Here is an 18,469-nt window from a genome sequence, read left to right as displayed (position 1 = left end):
ACAAAACTGTTAGCAAAAATCCCATTCTTTTATTTGTTATTTAACATCTTTTTCTTGTTCTTTTATAAGGGTTTTTAAATGGAAATATCGTTTGTACTCGTTTTTTTATATTTAAAATTCGAAAAACGCCCCTTTATTGCGATTGTTCTTGAGGGAGAAGTATGGAATAATTGTTAAAAAATAATGTCACTGGAGGAAAAAACAATGAACTTTTGGCAGCGTGCATTAAAAAGTATCACCAGAAGAAAAGGGAAATCATTTATTTTATTTTTAGTTCTATTTATTCTAGGCAATGTGATCGCTGGTGCTGTAGCAATTCAACAATCCACTGCCAACGTGGAGCGAGAGACGAAACGCAAAATGGGGAACGTAGCTACGGTGGAAATGGATTGGGAAGGTTTTGATAAAGACCATGCGGATGTTTCGGAGGAAGAACGGTCTCAAGAGGATTTTTATCCGAAACCACCAGCGCTGGATGTTTATAAGCAAATCGGTCAGTTAAGCTATGTCAAACAATATGACTATCAAATGATGGGCAGTTTAGAAACGAAAGAACTGAAAGCGTATGTACCAGAAGATGGTTCAATACAGATGGGCGGTCAATATTTCACATTGAAAGGCGGCAATTTGACACAGCCAATAGATATGCAAGAAGGGTTGATTCGTCTCGATGAAGGCGAAGGCCTAACGGAAAAAGATTTAAATGAACTGACGAATGCGGTATTGATCAGTAAAGAAGTTGCTGAACTGAATAACTTGAGCGTTGGTGATCAGTTGGTTTGGGATATCCGGACAGATATCATGATGGGCGGTGGAAGCGAGATCGTGGATGACGAAGAAAACGATGGCACAGAAGAAACTAGTGATGACAGCAACAGTGCCAGCTTTGATTATCCTGTGACGATCGCTGGAATTTTTTCGGTAGTTAAAAAAGATCAGAGCAATCAAAATGATTCATCGGATCAAAGTGGTAGTCAAAACTCCGATACGATATGGCAAGTGATGGATCAAATCAATACGTTTTATGCTAGTAATAATCTAGTCCTCGATTACACTAAGATTCAAGCAGAGAAGGTTTGGGGTGAAACAATCGATGAAGATGCAGATAACTTTTATCAACCGATCTTTGTCCTAAATTCAACGGATGACGTCGAAGCCTTTAAACAAGAAGCTGGTGCGTTATTGCCCCAATATTACCGCGTCGTTGCCAATACGGATCAATACGAGCAGATCGCCGGTGGTTTTACTCGTTTAGGAGTGATCGCAAATTACATCGTGATCATTGCATCGATCGCTACCATCTTTATCATTTCCTTAGTGGTCTTGCTTTTCTTACGAGATCGGAAACAAGAATTAGGCATCTATCTTTCCTTGGGGGAAAGTCGTGGGAAAGTCATTGGTCAGATCGTGATTGAAGTCTTGCTGGTTAGTTTAGCCGCACTGCTATTGTCCTTAGTGACCGGGAACTTATTAGGTGGTGCCGTTTCAAATACCTTGATGCAAAACGATTGGATGAGCAATCAAAATGAGATGGGCGGTGTTTATTATGGCAGTATGATGGCAGCTAATATTGATTACATGGATATCAAAAATGCTTATCAAGTATCCTTCTCAGCCGGCTACATCATCACGTATCTGCTGTTAGGTCTAGGAACTGTCTTACTCTCAGCGATTTTACCGCTATTGTATATTTTACGCTTGAATCCAAAGAAAATCATGATGTAGGAGGAACCAACGATGACTTTATTAGAAACGAAAGCAGTCGATTACTATTACCAAGACGGCGATCAGCGCCGCTATATACTGAAAGAGACCTCTGTTTCTTTTGAAAAAGGGACTTTCTATGCCATCTTAGGACAATCTGGTTCGGGAAAAACGACGTTTTTGTCCTTGATCAGTGCGTTGGATAGTCCGAAAAGCGGTCAAGTACTTTATGAAGGCACCGATATCGAAAAAATCGGGCATGAGAATTATCGCCGCGACGACATCAGTATCATTTTCCAAAGCTATAATCTGATTCCCTATTTGAGTGCAGTCGAAAATGTCTTAGTGCCGATGGCGATCACGAAAAATCAGCTACCAGACAATCAACGAGAAGTGGCGTACAATTTGCTGGATTATATAGGCATCACTAAAGAAAAAGCCGATCGTCTCGTCAATCAATTATCTGGTGGGGAACAACAACGGGTAGCGATCGCCCGGGCGTTAGCCACCAATGTCGATATCATTTTAGCGGACGAACCAACCGGGAATTTGGATGAAGAAATGGAACAAGAAATCATCGATATCTTTAAAGAGCTGGCACACGTCCACAACAAATGTGTGATCGTCGTGACCCACGCCAACGAGATCGCTCAACAAGCGGATGAAGTCTTGTATTTACGTAAAGGTGTGTTGAGCAAACATGAGTGATTTTTTATCAAATTTTAGCCCGGACAACTATGATGGCAAAAAGAAACCCACGCCCGATCGCGAGAAAAAAACCAGCGAACCTGTCGGAGATCAAAACGCAAGTGGCGCGGAGCAAGCGGGCAAACCAGCAGAGCCGACGACGGTTCACCAATCAGAAGAATCGACCGCTAGTGAGCCACTGAGTCGTTCGGCAGCCCGTCAACAAACACAGACGACTGAAGCAAAAGCGGCGAGTTCTTCGACGGAGAAGGTAGCATCAAAGGAACCAGTCAGCCGGTTTGGGAAAGAAGAAACGGAATTTGATCCGACCTACAAAAAGCGTAAGCAGAAAAAAATCTTGCTGATTGCCCTACTGACCGCCTTGGCGATTGCCGTGATTGGGATCGTCTACTATCAAATGACCCATGTGAAGGTGCCAGATTTCACTGCCCAAGATCTGTCAGAAGCGCGGACGTGGGGCATGGAAGAAGGCGTCGCTATCAAAGTGGAGCAAGAATATGATTTTGACAAAGACGTCAACCAAGTGATTGACCAAAGTGTTGATCCTGACAAAAAGATCAAGAAGGGTGCCACATTGACACTGACGGCGAGTCTCGGGCCTGATCCTGAAGAACGCTTAGAGCTGCCAGATTTTTCAGCGATGCAAGTGACCGAAGCAAAAGAATGGATCGCCAGCAATAAAGCCGAGAACCTCTCTTTGATCGAACAATTTGACGACAACGTAGCAGCAGAAGCCTTTATTAAACAAGAGGCGGCCAACAAAGAGCTTGATTTGGCGGAATACAAACGCAAAGACCGTTTGAGTGTCTATTATTCAAAAGGGAAAGAGGTCTTTGAAAAGAATATTGAAGTACCTGATTTTACGGGCAAAGCCAAGAGTGAAGCTTCTGAATGGGCGAAAAAGAATGACTTGAAATACAAAGAAGAAACCGTCTTTTCTGACAGTGTCGCCCTGGATCTGGTGGTTTCACAAGAACCAGTCAAAGGCAGCAAACTCGCGAAAAAAGATGAATTTGTGGTGAAGGTCTCAAAAGGCCAAGCATTAACCGTTCCAGATTTTTCACAATACACGATCGAAGAAGCCCAAGGAATAGAATCGAAAATCCCGCTGCAAGTCAGCACAGTCTATTCCGATCAAGTGGCGTATGGTAGTTTCTTGAGCCAGTCGGAAGAAGCAGGCAAAGAATACAGCGAAAGCGATACTTTGCCAACCGTCAAAGTCGTCTACTCATTAGGCCGACCATATTTAAAAGACATCCGTTTCCAAGCAACGGAAGGCGACTTGCCAAAACTATTCTTTGATGAATACAAATCAAAAGGCGCCAACGTCTATTACGAAATCTACTATGTCGATTCGGCGGAACCAAAAGGAACCGTTGTTGAAATGAGCCGCTACGGCGAGTTTATTCCCCTAGAAACGTGGATCACCATCGGGATCAGCCGCGGCAATCTGCAAGGCAGTACCCAAACACCGCCGGCAGATGATGGCGGTGACGATGTCGATGAACCGATCAGTACCGCTGGTTCAAACGCTACCGAATAATCCTTACTAAGTGCTTTTACAAACCGCATCAAAAAAGCAAGCACCCTTCTTTTTGGAAGGGTGCTTTTTACTTACTAATTGTAAAAAAAACACAAGCGAGCCGCTTGAAATCGCTGGGTCGATAAAGTAAACTTGATGGTAACGATAAAAAATGGCTCCGCAGTGCCATCTATAGAAGGGACGAAACAAATGATAAAAAAATTACTCGCGAATGTTGGCAGCTATAAGAAGGACAGCTTGCTGACCCCTGTGTATGTAGCAGGAGAGGTTGCCTTAGATGTCATTATGCCCCTGATCATGGCCATGATGATCGACCAAGGGATCGAAAAAGGAGACGCCGGTGTGATTCTAAGAGATGGCGGCTTGCTTTTTTTATGTTCCTTGATCGCATTACTTTTAGGAACGCTTGGCGGACGAACGGCAGCGATCGCTTCGGCTGGTTTTGCCCGCAACCTGCGGCACAATCTGTTTCGCCGAATCCAAGATTTTTCCTTTTCAAACATTGACCGCTTTTCTTCCTCCAGTTTGATCACCCGCTTGACCACTGACGTGACCAACGTCCAAAATGCTTACCAAATGATTATTCGTATTCTGGTCCGTAGTCCGTTAGTTCTGATTTTTTCACTTGCAATGGTTAGCACCATCAGTCCAGAACTTATGACGATCTATCTGGTTGTTTTACCGATCTTAGCGATTGGCCTGGCTTTAGTTATACGTTTTGCCCACCCGCTGTTTCTAAAAGTATTCCGCATTTATGACCGCCTGAATAATGTGGTGCAAGAAAATTTACAAGGGGTTCGCGTCGTGAAATCGTATGTTCGGGAAGAACAGCAAGAAGAACTGTTTGGCGAAGTGTCCACCGATGTTTATCGGAATTTCACGCTTGCGCAACGAATCGTCTCTTTCAACATGCCATTGATGCAATTTTCTGTCTATACGTGTATGCTGCTCCTGTCATGGTTTGGTGCCCAGCTGATCGTGGAACAAAGCAGCCTGACCACTGGTGAGTTAGTCAGCATGTTCAACTACACGATGCAGATTTTGATGAGCTTGATGATGATGTCGATGGCTTTCGTGCAGATTTTGATCGCACGAACGTCGGCAGAACGGGTCGTAGAAGTATTAGATGAAGAAAGTGACTTGAAAAATCCCGCCGATCCAGTCAAAGAGATCAAAGACGGCTCCATCGTTTTTGAGAATGTCGGCTTTAGTTACGCCAATGACAAAAACAAGCTGGCGCTGACGGATGCAAATCTGCGTATCGAATCCGGGGAAGTCATTGGAGTCATTGGCGGGACCGGGAGCGGAAAATCCACCCTTGTCCAGCTGATCCCGCGCTTATATGATGTGATTGAAGGGCGTGTCATCGTCGGCGGTCATGATGTTCGCGACTATGATTTAGAAGCATTGCGGGACCAAGTAAGTATGGTCTTGCAAAACAATGTCCTTTTTAGCGGCACCATCAACGACAATTTACGTTGGGGCAATGAAGAGGCGTCGGATGAAGAGATCCAGCGCGTGGCAACGATCGCACAAGCCGATCCCTTCATTCAAGAATTTCCTGATAAATATGAAACGCAGATCTCACAAGGAGGAAACAATGTTTCTGGTGGACAAAAACAACGGTTGACGATTGCTCGTGCCTTGTTGAAGAAACCGAAAATCTTGATTCTCGATGATTCTACCAGTGCCGTCGATACCAAAACCGACCGCAGTATTCGTGAAGGCTTGAAACGAGAAATCCCGGGAACGACGACGATCATTATTTCCCAACGGATCAATTCGATCGAAGATGCAGATCGGATCATCGTAATGGATGATGGCAAAATCAACGGCATCGGTACCCATGAAGAATTATTGGCAAACAATGCCATCTATCAAGAAGTGTACCATTCGCAGCAGAAAGGATTTGGTGAAGGTGAAGAATAGACAAGCAGCAAATCCCAAGCGCACATTGAAACGCTTATTGCGGACGATGTTTGGCGACTACAAAGGACAACTTCTATTCGTCGTTGTTATGATCTTATTAAGTGCCTTTGCCAACGTTCGCGGTTCGTTGTTTTTACAAGTCGTGATCGACGATCATATCACACCGCTTTTAGGGCAAGCCAATCCTGATTTTGGCGGTTTGTTTCGGGCGATCGTTCAAATGGCGATCATCTACCTGATTGGGATCTTGGCCGCACTGATCTATAACTTTATGATGGTCAAGATCAGTGAGGGTACGCAGAAAAAAATCCGTGACCAAATGTTTACGCATATGCAGTCTCTACCCGTCGGTTACTTTGATGCCCGCTCAGATGGCGACATCATGAGTCACTTTACCAACGATACGGATACGTTGCGCCAAATGATCTCCCAAAGTATTCCAAACTTGATGATGGCGGCGGTAACCTTTTGTTCTGTCTTTATCGCTATGTTCTCCATCAGTGTCCCATTGACTTTGTTCGTGATGCTGTCGATTATTTTGATGCTGAATGTGATCCGCATCATTTCTCGCCGCAGCGGCCGCTTCTTTGGCGCACAGCAACGAGATTTAGGCGCTGTCAACGGGTATATCGAAGAAATGATGCACGGGCAAAAAGTCGTCAAGATCTTCAATCATGAAAAAATCGTCATGGAAGAATTTGATGCTTTAAATGACCAACTGCAAGAAAGTGCCACTAAAGCCAATGTCAATGCCAATACCTTGATGCCGATCATGATGAACTTACTGAATGTCCAATATGTCTTGATCGCCATCATTGGGGGCCTGTTTGCCATCAATGGTGTTTCTGGCCTAACGGTCGGGATGATCGCTTCTTTCTTGCAGCTGAGCCGTTCATTAAATGGTCCTATCAGCCAGGTGTCACAACAAATCAACTTTGTGATCATGGCGTTAGCTGGTGCCGAGCGGATCTTCCATCTATTAGATGAAACGCCAGAAATCGATCATGGCTACGTCACACTGGTCAATGCCAAATGGTCGCAAGGTCAGCTAGTTGAAACCAAAGAACGAACAGGCACGTGGGCGTGGAAACATCCCCACGAGGATGGGACCATTACCTATACGGAAGTGACGGGAGACGTGCGATTTGAAGATGTTGATTTCGGCTATGTCGACAATCAGCTGGTCTTACATGATATCAATCTGTATGCAGAGCCTGGGCAAAAAGTTGCTTTTGTCGGTGCCACAGGTGCTGGTAAGACAACGATCACCAATTTGATCAATCGGTTCTACAACATCCAAGACGGGAAGATTCGTTATGATGGCATCAATATTGAAAAAATCCATCTAGAATCTCTGCGCCGCTCCTTAGGGATCGTGTTGCAAGACACCCATTTGTTTACTGGAACGATTCGCGAGAATATTCGCTTCGGAAAACTGGATGCTAGTGATGAAGAAGTGCTGGCAGCTGCGAAATTAGCCAATGCCGACATGTTTATCAACCACTTGCCAGAAAAATACGACACCGTGATCACGGGCGATGGCGAAGGGCTTTCCCAAGGGCAACGTCAGCTGTTGGCAATTGCGCGGGCAGCGATCGCTGATCCGCCAGTGATGATCTTAGACGAAGCCACCTCAAGCATCGATACCCGTACAGAGCGGATCGTCCAATCAGGGATGGACCGTTTGATGTCTGGACGGACCGTGTTTGTGATCGCCCATCGATTGTCTACGATCCAAAACTCCGATGCCATCATGGTGATGGATCATGGCCGTATCATTGAGCGGGGGACTCATGAAACGCTATTGGCGGAAAAAGGCACCTATTATCAGCTCTATACTGGAAAAATCGAATTGGATTGATCCTGCCACGGCTACGGCTTGAAGCTGCAGCGACTGGCGATCTACCTATTTTTCCCTTGTTTGCAACGACCGATTGGCAGTAAGCCAGTCGGTTTTTTTGCGCAGCTCGAAAAAATGGTATACTGTCACTGAGACAGCCGCACAACGGCGGCAGCACGTCAGCAGTTGTGCGGCGAAAAATGGATTCCATGAGGTGAAAACATGAAACTAGCATTGGCAAAGATCGTTTTAGATGATGAGTGGTATGAAGTGGTCCAATCGGAAAAAGGGCTAGTTTATTTTGGTCGGCAGCAGGATCATCATGAATTACTCAAGTTCTTTCCATTGGCTGAAATCAGTGATACAGCTGACCTTGATCCAGTAATTGAAGCGCAGCTGCAAGCGTATTTTGCAGGGGAACCAGTGACATTTACTTTTGCGTTTGATTTTGTCGGGACACCGTTTCAACAAACCGTTTGGCAAGCACTGACCCAAATTCCTTATGGACAAACCACTACGTACAGTGACTTGGCGCTGCGCATTCAACGACCGACTGCTGTCCGCGCTGTCGCAAATGCAGTGGGGCGTAACCCGATGATGATCGTGGTTCCTTGTCATCGGGTGTTAGGAAAAAACGGCCGCTTGACGGGGTACCGGGGCGGGTTAGCAACCAAACGCCGACTACTGCAACTGGAAGGGATTCCGTTTAAAGAGTAAGGGAAGCAAACTATTTATAGTAAAAAATACTAAAAAGCAATTTCATTTCCTTTTTTCTCTGGTATAATAAAATTGATTCCGGTTACAAGAAGGGGTGGAGGAAATGAACATCGTTGATTTGCAAAATGGTTCTGATATTCGAGGAATTGCGATCGCAACAGAAAAAGAGCAGGTGACACTGACAGAGCAAGCGGTTCGGCAAGTTGCTTCGGGCTTGCGCAACTGGTTGGCAACAAAGGGCAGCGGTCCTTTTCGCGTGGCAGTCGGTCGTGACAGTCGCTTGAGTGGCGAAGCACTGCAAAAAGTGTTGATGGCACAGCTGCAGCAAGAAGGCGTGGCAGTGATCGATTGCGGCTTGGCAACGACACCTGCCATGTTTATGAGTACACAGTTTGCGGATTTCGACTGTGATGCTGGTGTGATGCTGACAGCGAGTCATTTGCCTTATTACTTTAATGGAATAAAAATTTTCAGCCGCCAAGGCGGTGCCGAAAAAACGGATATCCACTATATTTTGACCCACACTACCGTTCATGAGGCAGCGGAAAAAGGAAGCTATCAGCAAAAAGACTTGCTGACGCCTTATGCCCAAGATCTACTGCAAAAAATTCGCCAAGGGATGGGAACCAATGAGGAAAAACCTTTGGCTGGATTAAAGATCATTGTTGATGCAGGCAATGGCGCCGGCGGCTTTTTTGCTGAAAAAGTGTTGCTGCCGCTAGGGGCAGATACGAATGGCTCGCAATTTTTAGAACCGGATGGGTATTTTCCCAATCATATCCCGAATCCAGACAATAAAGAGGCAATGGCAAGTATCCGCGAAGCCGTCTTGCGGGAACAAGCTGATTTAGGCATTATTTTCGATACCGATGTCGACCGCTCGGCCGTCGTGACCAAAAGCGGTGAGCCCTTGAACCGCAACAATATGATCGCTGTATTAAGCAAGATCATCTTAGCGGAACACCCTGGCACGCGTATCGTCACCAATTCGCCAACCTCTAATCATTTAAAAACCTTTATCGAAGCACTGGGAGGGCAGCAAGTACGCTATATTTCTGGCTACCGCAATGTGATCAACAAAGCGATCGAATTGAATGAAGCAGGACTGGACACACAGTTAGCCATCGAAACCAGCGGGCATGCCGCGTTTAAAGAAAATTTCTTTTTAGATGACGGGGCGTACGTGATCGCCAAGCTCTTGATGATGCTGCCTCAATTGCAAAAGCAAGGCACGACACTGGATGAGCTGATCGCGGCGTTGCAACAACCCGCCGAGACCCAAGAATTGCGCTTTGCGATCCAAAAAGCCGACTATCAAGACTATGGTCGCCAAGTGATCAAGGATCTAGCCGATCATTTGCTGCCAGGCTGGCAGATCGATCCAGAAAATGAGGAAGGTATTCGCATCAACTTGACAGCGCCTTATGGCCAAGGCTGGTTCTTGCTGCGAATGAGCCTGCACGAACCACTGCTGGTGCTGCAGATCGAAAATGATGAAGCGGGTCATCTACCGGCAGTCGTTCAAGCGATCGGTCGCTTTCTATCGCAGTATGAAGCCATCGATCAAAGCAAACTGACACAGTTTTTAGCACAGCAACCAAAAATTTGAAGAAAAGCAGGGAACTAAAATGGTGATCTTGATGCTGCTGATCATGGCAGTGACGTATGGTGTGAATTTTTTCTTGTTTCGTTACTTGAACAAACGACCAAAAATCGATGTCGTTGAACGGTTATCGATGTTATTAGGTGTCAACATGAGTGTGCTTTTTTTCGATGGGATCTTATTGTTTATCGGTAAATTACTGATCGAGACGGTAGAGATCATCGAATAACCCAATAGACATTTTTGCTTTGCCTCTCCACTGGCTTCTACCGTCAGTGGCGAGGTTTTTTAGGGTTTGCTAAAAACGGCGATTAATGTTCGCATTCGTTTTTGATATTTGATAAAGTAAAGAGGAGAAAATTACACAAAGTGAGGGAATTCACGGATATGGCAAAAATAATGGTAGTAGAAGATGAAGCGGTGATTCGCCAACTGATTATCGAAGAACTAGAAAAATGGCAGTTTGAGACCTTTGGCACGACGGATTTCCATCAAGTGTTGACTGACTTTGAAGAACAAGAGCCCCAACTGATTTTACTGGATATCAACTTGCCGGTTTTTGATGGCTACTATTGGTGTCAAAAAATCCGCGAAGCTTCCAAAGTACCAATCATTTTTATTTCTAGCCGCAATACCAATATGGATATGATCATGGCCATGAATATGGGAGCGGACGATTTTGTGACAAAACCTTTTGAGATCGACGTTCTGATTGCAAAAATCAATGCGCTGCTGCGCCGTTCCTACAACTATGTAGAAAGCAGCAGTGAAACGTTAGTGCATAATGGTTTGACCCTCAATATCGACAACAGCAGCATGTATATCAATGGCGAAAGCATCGATCTTAGCAAAAACGAATACCGCCTGCTGTATATTTTGATGAAAAATCATGGCAAGATTTTAAGTCGGGAAAAACTCTTGCGGGCCTTATGGGATGACGAGCGATTTGTAGACGACAATACCTTGACGGTCAATATCAATCGTTTGCGACGAAAAATCGAACAAGCGGGGATGAACGGCTACATTGAGACCAAGGTTGGTCAAGGGTATATCGTACCATGACAAAGTGGCGGGTTTTGCGCAGTTTTTTGAAAGATCGTTGGCTGCTGTTTATCGGTTGGCTAGTCTTTTTCGTGTTGACGGTCTTAGTTTTTTGGCTGACTCCTCATTCCCCGATGGATTGGGGCACAGTCGGCTATCTCTTTTTGATGCAAAGTGTCTTGATGGTGTTCTTTTTAGCAGTCAGCTACTTATCTAAGCGGCGTTTTTGGCAAAAAATCACCCCCAAGCCTGGAGATAGCTTGCTGCAAAACTACTTGCAAGGAGCACGCTCGGCGGAAGAAGAACGGATCGAATCCTACATCAATCAGTTGATCCGAGAGCACCAAGAATTGATGCAGCAAGTCGTCAGCAATCAAGAAGAACAAAAGGAATACATCGATTCGTGGGTCCATGAGATCAAAGTCCCTTTAGCTGCATCACGATTGCTTTTGCATTCGATCGAATTTGATATTCCCGATGAAAAATTCATCTTACTAGAAAATGAATTGAACCGCATGAACGAATACGTCGAGCAAGTCTTATACGTCGCCCGCTTGGACAGCTTTTCAAAAGATTATCTGGTCCAAGAAATTTCATTGAAAGGCGTCATCCAGCCAGTTTTACGCAGTCAGGCCAATTATTTTATCCAAAAGAACCTGCACTATGCCGTTGAAGGCGAGGATCAGCAAGTGTTGACCGATGAAAAATGGCTCGGCTTTATCTTTCGACAGCTGGTCAGCAATGCCGTGAAGTACACACCACAAAATGGTCAGCTGACGATTCGGATCGAAAAAGATGCCCAAGGGACCTATCTCCACTTGCAAGATAGTGGGATTGGCATTCCTAAAGAAGACATGCGGCGCATCTTTGATAAAGGCTTTACGGGCGAAAATGGACGCCAAACGGACACCCACTCGACGGGATTGGGGCTCTTTTTAGCGAAAAGTTTGGCGAAGGAATTAGGCATCGAGCTAACGGCTTCGTCGACAGTTGGAAAAGGAACCACCATGACGCTGTTCTTTCCGTTGTTGAGTTATTATGAGGAAAAACGTTAATCTGCTTTTTTTCGAGTATCTTTTTGTGTTTTTTGACAAAAATCACTTGTCCCTAGAACGTTTTCACTGATACACTAAAGCCTGTGTTTAAAATTGAATGGTAAGGATGAATGAAATGGAGATACTCGTTGCATTAGTACCAATGTTTGCGTGGGGCAGCATTGGTTTAGTAAGTGCCAAACTTGGCGGGGATGCGAACCAGCAAACGCTAGGAATGACGATTGGTGCCTTTTTCTTTTCGCTGGTCGTATTTTTTGTGACGATGCCAGTGATTGATGGAAAGGTGATTTTGATCGGTCTTTTGTCTGGTCTCTTTTGGTCCGTCGGTCAAAATGGTCAATTCCATGGCATGAAATATTTAGGTGTGTCTGTTGGACTGCCGCTTTCAACCGGCATGCAGCTGATTTTAAATACAGTCGCAGGTGCATTGTTTTTTGCAGAATGGACACAGACCCGCGATTATGCACTAGGTGTTAGCGCATTGATCTTGTTGGTGATCGGGGCGTATCTGACCGCTCGTCAAGATGGCGAAAGTCCGGTAGAAGCTGGCAGCAAGATGCTTGATTTTCCTAAAGGATTTCGAGCATTGATCTCATCAACGATCGGTTACGGCGCCTATACGATTTTGATTACTTGGGCAGGATTGGACCCCTTGGCGATCATTTTGCCACAAAGTGTCGGGATGCTGATCGGTGCCAGCCTATTTGCTTTAAGGAAGACGAAGGTCGACCGTTTTGTAGGGAAAAATACTTTGTCAGGGTTGTTATGGGGCATCGGAAATGTCTGCATGCTGATCACGGTTCATCAAGTCGGACTCGCGGTGGGCTTCTCATTGTCGCAGATGGGGATCATCATTTCAACGCTAGGCGGGATTTTTATTCTCGGCGAAAAGAAAACCAAGAAAGAACTGCGTTATGTGGTGATTGGTTGTCTGCTGGTGATTATCGGTGGTGTTTTGCTGGGGTATATGAAAGCAACATAAACTTATATTTTTGAGGAGGAGTTATGGATTTATTTCGAAAAAAAGTCATACAACGGGAAAGTGTGACGAATTTAAAAAAAGAGTTGAAGTTAAAAGATTTGATTATGTTGGGGATCGGCGCCATTATCGGCACAGGTATCTTTGTTGTTACAGGGACTGCTTCTGCTGAGTATGCCGGACCGGCATTGATTCTTTCCTTTGTTGTAGCTGGTATCGTTGTTGTGTTATCAGGGCTTTCTTTTGCGGAATTTGCTTCTCGGATCCCTGTTTTAGGGGGCGCCTATTCGTATCTGTATGTCGTTTTTGGTGAATTTACCGCGTGGCTGGCAGGCTGGTTTTTGATTTGCGAGTTCTTATTGGCCGTTTCTTCGGTGGCATCTGGCTGGTCAGGCTATGTGCAAGGCTTCTTGGCCAGTGCGGATATCCATTTACCAACCGCTTTGACGGGCGGTTATGATCCAAGCAAGGGGACCTACATTGATCTGATTGCTGGTTTAGTCATTATTTTTGTAACCTTATGGGTCAGCCAAGAAGCGAAAAAAGCGTTGCGTTTGAATAATGCCATGGTATGGGTGAAATTCGGCGTGATCCTCTTGTTTATCGTCTTTGGTGCCTTTTTCGTGGAACCAGACAACTGGCAGCCCTTTATGCCCTTTGGTTTTTCAGGCGTCTTTAATGGTGCAGCGTTAGTCTTCTTTGCTTTTCTTGGCTTTGATGCCGTCGCAATGGCGGCGGAAGAAGTTGAAGATGCAAAGAAAAATGTCCCTCGGGGGATCATTGGGTCCATTGCGATCGCAACAGTCCTTTATATCATTGTCACACTGATCATGACGGGAATCGTGCCGTTTGCTGAATTAGGAGTCAATGATCCGGTGGCTTTTGCGATGCGTTATGTCGGTCATGGAGTGGTCGGATCAATCATTTCCGTAGGGGCGATCTTGACCTTATTAACAGTGACGATCGCTATGATGTACTCCTTGGCGCGTCTGTTATATGCCATCAGTAAAGATGGGTTATTGCCAAAAGCCATGCAAGCCATCGATCCTAAGCATAAAACACCAAAGAAAGCGACCTACATCGCTGGTGTTTTTGCTTTCTTCTTTGCGGCAGCTTTCCCGTTGAATATCTTGGCAGAATTGACCAACATTGCGGCATTGTCGTATATGATCTTAATGTCCTTAGGGATCATCAAGCTGAGGAAGATGATGGGGCCACCTGCTAAAGGTGAATTTAAAGTACCTCTGGTACCTTTATTGCCTTTGTTGTCCGTTGCCAGCTGTCTCTTCTTGATGACCCGTCTAAAAACGGCGACCTGGATCGTTTTTGGGATCTCTTTAGTGATCGGAATCGCGATCTATTTTGTATATGGCTATCGTAACAGCGAATTAAATGAGAAAATCGACGAATAAGATAGTGAAAAGACAAAGACCCAGATGTGGTCTTTGTCTTTTTTTGTGAACTATAGCAAAGCCTCCCAAAGAAATCTTTTGGGAGGTATGTTCTTTTGTTATTCACATTCCGATGATTGCTTGAGTCGATCATTGAAACAACAGTCTTTTTTATCAAAAGTTCCCTACGATTTTGCTTTTTTTGAAAAAATTTGCAAATGACAGATTCACTAAAGGTTCATCCAGTATGCTTTTGTTAGAGAAAAAAAGAGAGGATGTTGGCAAGTGAATTATATGAAACGAGCATGGCTGAGTGTGACGAGAAAGCGAGGGAAATCTGCGATATTGTTTGCTGTTATTCTGATATTAGGAAATGTGATCGCTGGCGCAATTGCGGTCAATCAATCGACTCAAAATGTCGAAAAGCAGATCAAAAACCAATTAGGCTCACTGGCAACGATTGAGATCGATTATGAAGCGTTGATGGCAAATAGTGATAGCGGCGCAAGAATGGAGGAGATTCAGCCGTTGTCAGAAGAGCTGATCAAGCAGATCGGTGAACGCTCCGAAGTCAAGCAGTACGATTATTTACGAGAAACAATGATTGCTGTTGAAAACTTCAAACCCTATAGTTTCAGCCCATAAGAGGAAGATGAGAATGTCATGATCGTTGGGGGCATGCCTTCTGCGGTCTATTTAACAGGAACCAATCTCCTACAGCCGTTAGATTTTGAAGAGGATACGGTGAATTTAACGCAAGGTCGCTTCTTTAACGAAGAGGAGCAGCGTACGGGAAAACGTGTCGGTTTGATTTCTGAAGAGCTTGCTCAGGAAAACGGCTTGACCGTGGGAGACACTATGGTCTTAGATGGACAGTTTGTCGATTATTCGTCAGGGATGGACCCTGAGAAGCAAAAAGGCAATGATTACCCAATCGAAATCGTCGGGATCTTTAAAAATACCAGCTTAGAACAAGCGAACGATCAAGGACAAGATGGCATGGTCAGCTCATTTGCATTTGATGATCGGCCCTTCAATCGTATCTATATGCCCAATGATGCTGTGAAAACGATTGTTGAAGAGGAACGTGCGGGCCAGCAAGCGGCGTTTCCAGCGACAGATTTCGGTTCTGATGAGGAGTTCTTCACACCGCAATTCATTTTGAATCAACCAGAAGATGCAGAGCAATTCAAACAAGAGGTGACACCGCTCTTGCCAAATGGCTATAAGGTCAATGCCTCTACGGATGAGTACGATCGTGTGGGAACCAGCATGAATCGCTTATCACAAATTTCTTCATATGTCGTAGTGATTGCGGTGATTGCTTCCTTGATTATTATCTCCTTGATCATTGTGTTGTTTACCCGAGATCGGAAATATGAGTTAGGCATCTACCTTTCGTTAGGGGAACGACGGAAATACGTGTTTGCACAAATCGTGCTCGAACTCCTGTTGATTGGTGTCAGCGCAATGCTGATCTCCTTGGTCACAGGGAATATGCTGGGCAAGATGGTTTCTGAATCTTTGTTATCCAGCAGTATGCTAGAGGCAAATCAAGCAGGGGTGGAGCAATTCTTTGTGGGCGTTGCGGGCGTACCGAAAATCGATCAAGCAACGATCAACGAAGCGTTTCGCGTTCAATACACCTTGCCTTATATCATTGCCTTTTTAGCGACCGGGATCGTGACGATCTTACTTTCGGCAGTGGTGCCGCTATTATATATTCTGCGTTTGAATCCGAAAAAAATCATGCTGTAAGGAGCGAAGAACATGGCAATTTTAGAGACCAAAGAGATGACGTATTACTACCAAGATGGTGAGAATCGTCGGAAGATTTTAGATAAAACCAATATCTCCTTTGAAAAAGGTAAATTTTACACGATTTTAGGGAAATCAGGCTCTGGAAAGACCACCTTTCTTTCCTTGATCAGCGCATTGGATCAACCAACCGATGGGGAAGTATTTTTTGAAGGAAAAAATATCAAAACGATCGGCTATGAAGAGTATCGCCGCAACAAGATCAGTTTGATTTTTCAAAGTTACAACTTGATCCCATATTTGACGGCATTAGAAAATGTCCTTGTTTCGATGGCGATCTCAGACAACAAGCTCCCCGATCAACACGATCAAATTGCGTATCGCTTGTTGGATTATATCGGAATCACCTCCACGAAAGCTGATCGTTTCGTCAATCAGCTCTCCGGTGGGGAACAACAGCGGGTCGCCATCGCTCGTGCCTTAGCGACCAATGTTGATATCATTTTAGCCGATGAGCCGACGGGAAATTTGGATGAAGGCATGGAGCAAGAAATCGTGGATATTTTTAAAGATTTAGCTACTTTACACAACAAGTGCATCATCGTAGTGACGCATTCGACTGAAATTGCCAAGCAGTCGGATCAGACCTTTTATTTGAAAAACGGCGAGTTGACGGCCTATGAGTGATTTTTTATCGAAGTTTGAAGAAGAACCGAAAGAGCCAGACAAGGAATCAGCTACAGCTAAAGCACCTTCTTCCCGTGCTTCCCGCAAAGAAAAAGGTTCAGCTTCTTTAGAAGAGGGGATCGAACACGATCCCTCCTTCAAAAAGAAACGGCGGAAAAAACGACTGCTGGGGCTTGGTGCATTACTCGGACTACTTCTACTCAGCGGCTTTTTATTTTTCCAATTGGCGTACGTCCGACTGGATAACTTTGTGGACAAAGAGATCTCAGAAGTCAGGGAATGGGCGGCGGAACATGATCTTGCGATCGATGTGACGCCTGCCTATGATGAAGCCCCAGCCAATCAAGTGATCGCCCAAGAAGAAGCCGCCAGAAGTCGAGTCAGAAAAAGAAGCACCCTGCATCTAACGGTGAGCCAAGGCCCAGATCCAGAAGAGAAATTGGCATTGCCAGACTTTATGGAAATGACGAGGGACGAGGCAGCAGAGTGGATCGAAAAAAATCAAGCCAGCAATTTGACGATCGTCGATGAATACCACGATGAGATCGAGGAAAAAGCACCGATTCGAGTAGAATTTACTAATAAAGAAGTCTCGCAAGAAAACTATCATCGTCGAGATGTCGGACGAGTCTTTTATTCTAAAGGCGAAGAAACCTTTGAAAAAGATATTGAAGTACCAGACTTTCGTGATAAAACCCGTGCAGAGGTAGAAACATGGGGGAAAGCCCATGAGCTGGAGCTTGAAATCAAAGAACAGGCTTCGGATACTGTGGAAGAAGGCAAAGTCATTGAACAAAGCGTGGCACCAAAAGAAAAAATCGCGAAACGGGATGCGTTTCAAGTAACGATTTCTCTAGGGAAAGGGGTCACCGTACCAGACTTTTTAACGATTTTACCAGATGATGCCCAGGCCGCTGTTGAGGGTGTCACTGTGCGGATGCGGATGCAGTTTACTCAGAGTCTGCCTTACGGACAATTGATCTCGCAAAGTGAGACCGCCGGGACCGTTTTAACCAGCAAAGATGACCAAGGCATTGAAGTCGTCTATTCAGCAGGTCAACCGTATATCAAAGATTACCGTCGAAGTGAGCTCCTTGAAGGGGATCTGCAAAAACTTTTCTTTGATGAATTCCGTTCAAAAGGGGCGAACATCAGCTATCAAGTCCGTTATGTCAATTCAGCAGAACCCTACGGGACAATCGTGGGGATGAGCAAGTTCAATCAGTTTTTACCGTTAGAAGATACGATCACCTTCGATATCAGCTTAGGCAATCAGACAGCCCCAGCGGCTACTGATCCAGAATAGCCGAGCGGATTTATCGATAACCTGCAAAAAGGAGGAAACCCATGCGTCATCAAGAGAATTTTCAAGACCTTAGGAAAAAGCTGTTTGTCTTTTTGTTAAGCGGTATGGTAGCATTGTTGCTACACATGTGGATTCATCAATCCAGCGAACACGTGCGGATCGTTTCAACAGAACGGTTTATTGGAGAACAATTGGAATGATCCTACAG

Annotated in this window: 15 protein-coding genes and 1 pseudogene; all 16 read left to right on the top strand. The window is 45.0% G+C overall.

Annotated features, from left to right (window positions below; all coding sequences use genetic code 11):
- Window positions 1-183 precede the first annotated feature (183 nt).
- The 16 genes and pseudogenes from QN079_RS14905 to QN079_RS14825 all read left to right on the top strand — a co-directional run bounded on the left by QN079_RS14905 (window position 184) and on the right by QN079_RS14825 (window position 18,461).
- Window positions 184-1,725 carry an FtsX-like permease family protein gene (locus QN079_RS14905; protein WP_123834773.1) on the top strand — a complete coding sequence of 514 codons (1,542 nt, stop codon included), beginning with the start codon at window positions 184-186 and terminating at the stop codon, window positions 1,723-1,725.
- A 12-nt stretch (window positions 1,726-1,737) separates the two neighbouring features.
- Complete coding sequence (locus QN079_RS14900) at window positions 1,738-2,412, top strand: ABC transporter ATP-binding protein (protein WP_005227776.1); 675 nt, start codon at window positions 1,738-1,740, stop codon at window positions 2,410-2,412.
- Window positions 2,405-3,955, top strand: coding sequence for a PASTA domain-containing protein (locus tag QN079_RS14895; RefSeq protein WP_289230040.1), 1,551 nt, complete (start codon window positions 2,405-2,407; stop codon window positions 3,953-3,955). Before QN079_RS14900 ends, QN079_RS14895 begins: the two co-directional genes overlap by 8 nt.
- A 189-nt stretch (window positions 3,956-4,144) precedes the next feature.
- On the top strand, window positions 4,145-5,884 hold the full coding sequence (locus tag QN079_RS14890) for an ABC transporter ATP-binding protein (RefSeq protein ID WP_010749042.1): 1,740 nt from the start codon (window positions 4,145-4,147) through the stop codon (window positions 5,882-5,884).
- The gene (locus QN079_RS14885; protein WP_005227782.1) at window positions 5,823-7,745 is read left to right on the top strand and encodes an ABC transporter ATP-binding protein; all 1,923 of its coding nucleotides are present in this window, start codon (window positions 5,823-5,825) and stop codon (window positions 7,743-7,745) included. Before QN079_RS14890 ends, QN079_RS14885 begins: the two co-directional genes overlap by 62 nt.
- Before the next feature lie 201 nt (window positions 7,746-7,946).
- Window positions 7,947-8,441 (top strand): methylated-DNA--[protein]-cysteine S-methyltransferase, encoded by a 495-nt coding sequence (locus QN079_RS14880; RefSeq protein WP_142424911.1) that lies wholly within the window; start codon window positions 7,947-7,949, stop codon window positions 8,439-8,441.
- A 103-nt stretch (window positions 8,442-8,544) separates the two neighbouring features.
- Window positions 8,545-10,050: a phosphohexomutase domain-containing protein gene (locus QN079_RS14875; protein WP_289230039.1), complete on the top strand. Its 1,506-nt coding sequence runs from the start codon at window positions 8,545-8,547 to the stop codon at window positions 10,048-10,050.
- 19 nt (window positions 10,051-10,069) lie between these two features.
- Complete coding sequence (locus QN079_RS14870; protein ID WP_005227790.1) at window positions 10,070-10,273, top strand: hypothetical protein; 204 nt, start codon at window positions 10,070-10,072, stop codon at window positions 10,271-10,273.
- Window positions 10,274-10,431: 158 nt separating this feature from the next.
- Window positions 10,432-11,106 carry a two-component system response regulator SapR gene (gene sapR / locus QN079_RS14865; protein WP_005227794.1) on the top strand — a complete coding sequence of 225 codons (675 nt, stop codon included), beginning with the start codon at window positions 10,432-10,434 and terminating at the stop codon, window positions 11,104-11,106.
- The gene (gene sapS, locus QN079_RS14860) at window positions 11,103-12,140 is read left to right on the top strand and encodes a two-component system sensor histidine kinase SapS (RefSeq protein ID WP_159160641.1); all 1,038 of its coding nucleotides are present in this window, start codon (window positions 11,103-11,105) and stop codon (window positions 12,138-12,140) included. Before sapR ends, sapS begins: the two co-directional genes overlap by 4 nt.
- 115 nt (window positions 12,141-12,255) lie before the next feature.
- On the top strand, window positions 12,256-13,122 hold the full coding sequence (locus QN079_RS14855) for a GRP family sugar transporter (protein WP_289230038.1): 867 nt from the start codon (window positions 12,256-12,258) through the stop codon (window positions 13,120-13,122).
- A 23-nt stretch (window positions 13,123-13,145) separates the two neighbouring features.
- On the top strand, window positions 13,146-14,531 hold the full coding sequence (locus tag QN079_RS14850; RefSeq protein WP_213354811.1) for an APC family permease: 1,386 nt from the start codon (window positions 13,146-13,148) through the stop codon (window positions 14,529-14,531).
- A 273-nt stretch (window positions 14,532-14,804) separates the two neighbouring features.
- Window positions 14,805-16,268 (top strand): annotated as a pseudogene (locus tag QN079_RS14840) (ABC transporter permease).
- Window positions 16,269-16,280: 12 nt separating this feature from the next.
- Window positions 16,281-16,955, top strand: a complete 675-nt coding sequence (locus QN079_RS14835; RefSeq protein WP_005227805.1) for an ABC transporter ATP-binding protein — start codon at window positions 16,281-16,283, stop codon at window positions 16,953-16,955.
- Complete coding sequence (locus tag QN079_RS14830; protein WP_289230035.1) at window positions 16,948-18,261, top strand: PASTA domain-containing protein; 1,314 nt, start codon at window positions 16,948-16,950, stop codon at window positions 18,259-18,261. Before QN079_RS14835 ends, QN079_RS14830 begins: the two co-directional genes overlap by 8 nt.
- 41 nt (window positions 18,262-18,302) lie before the next feature.
- Complete coding sequence (locus tag QN079_RS14825) at window positions 18,303-18,461, top strand: hypothetical protein (RefSeq protein WP_005233508.1); 159 nt, start codon at window positions 18,303-18,305, stop codon at window positions 18,459-18,461.
- Window positions 18,462-18,469: the final 8 nt, after the last annotated feature.

Source organism: Enterococcus sp. FZMF, from assembly GCF_030263915.1.
GTDB classification, from domain to species: domain Bacteria; phylum Bacillota; class Bacilli; order Lactobacillales; family Enterococcaceae; genus Enterococcus_D; species Enterococcus_D casseliflavus.
This window is presented reverse-complemented; position numbering and strand designations above follow the sequence as displayed.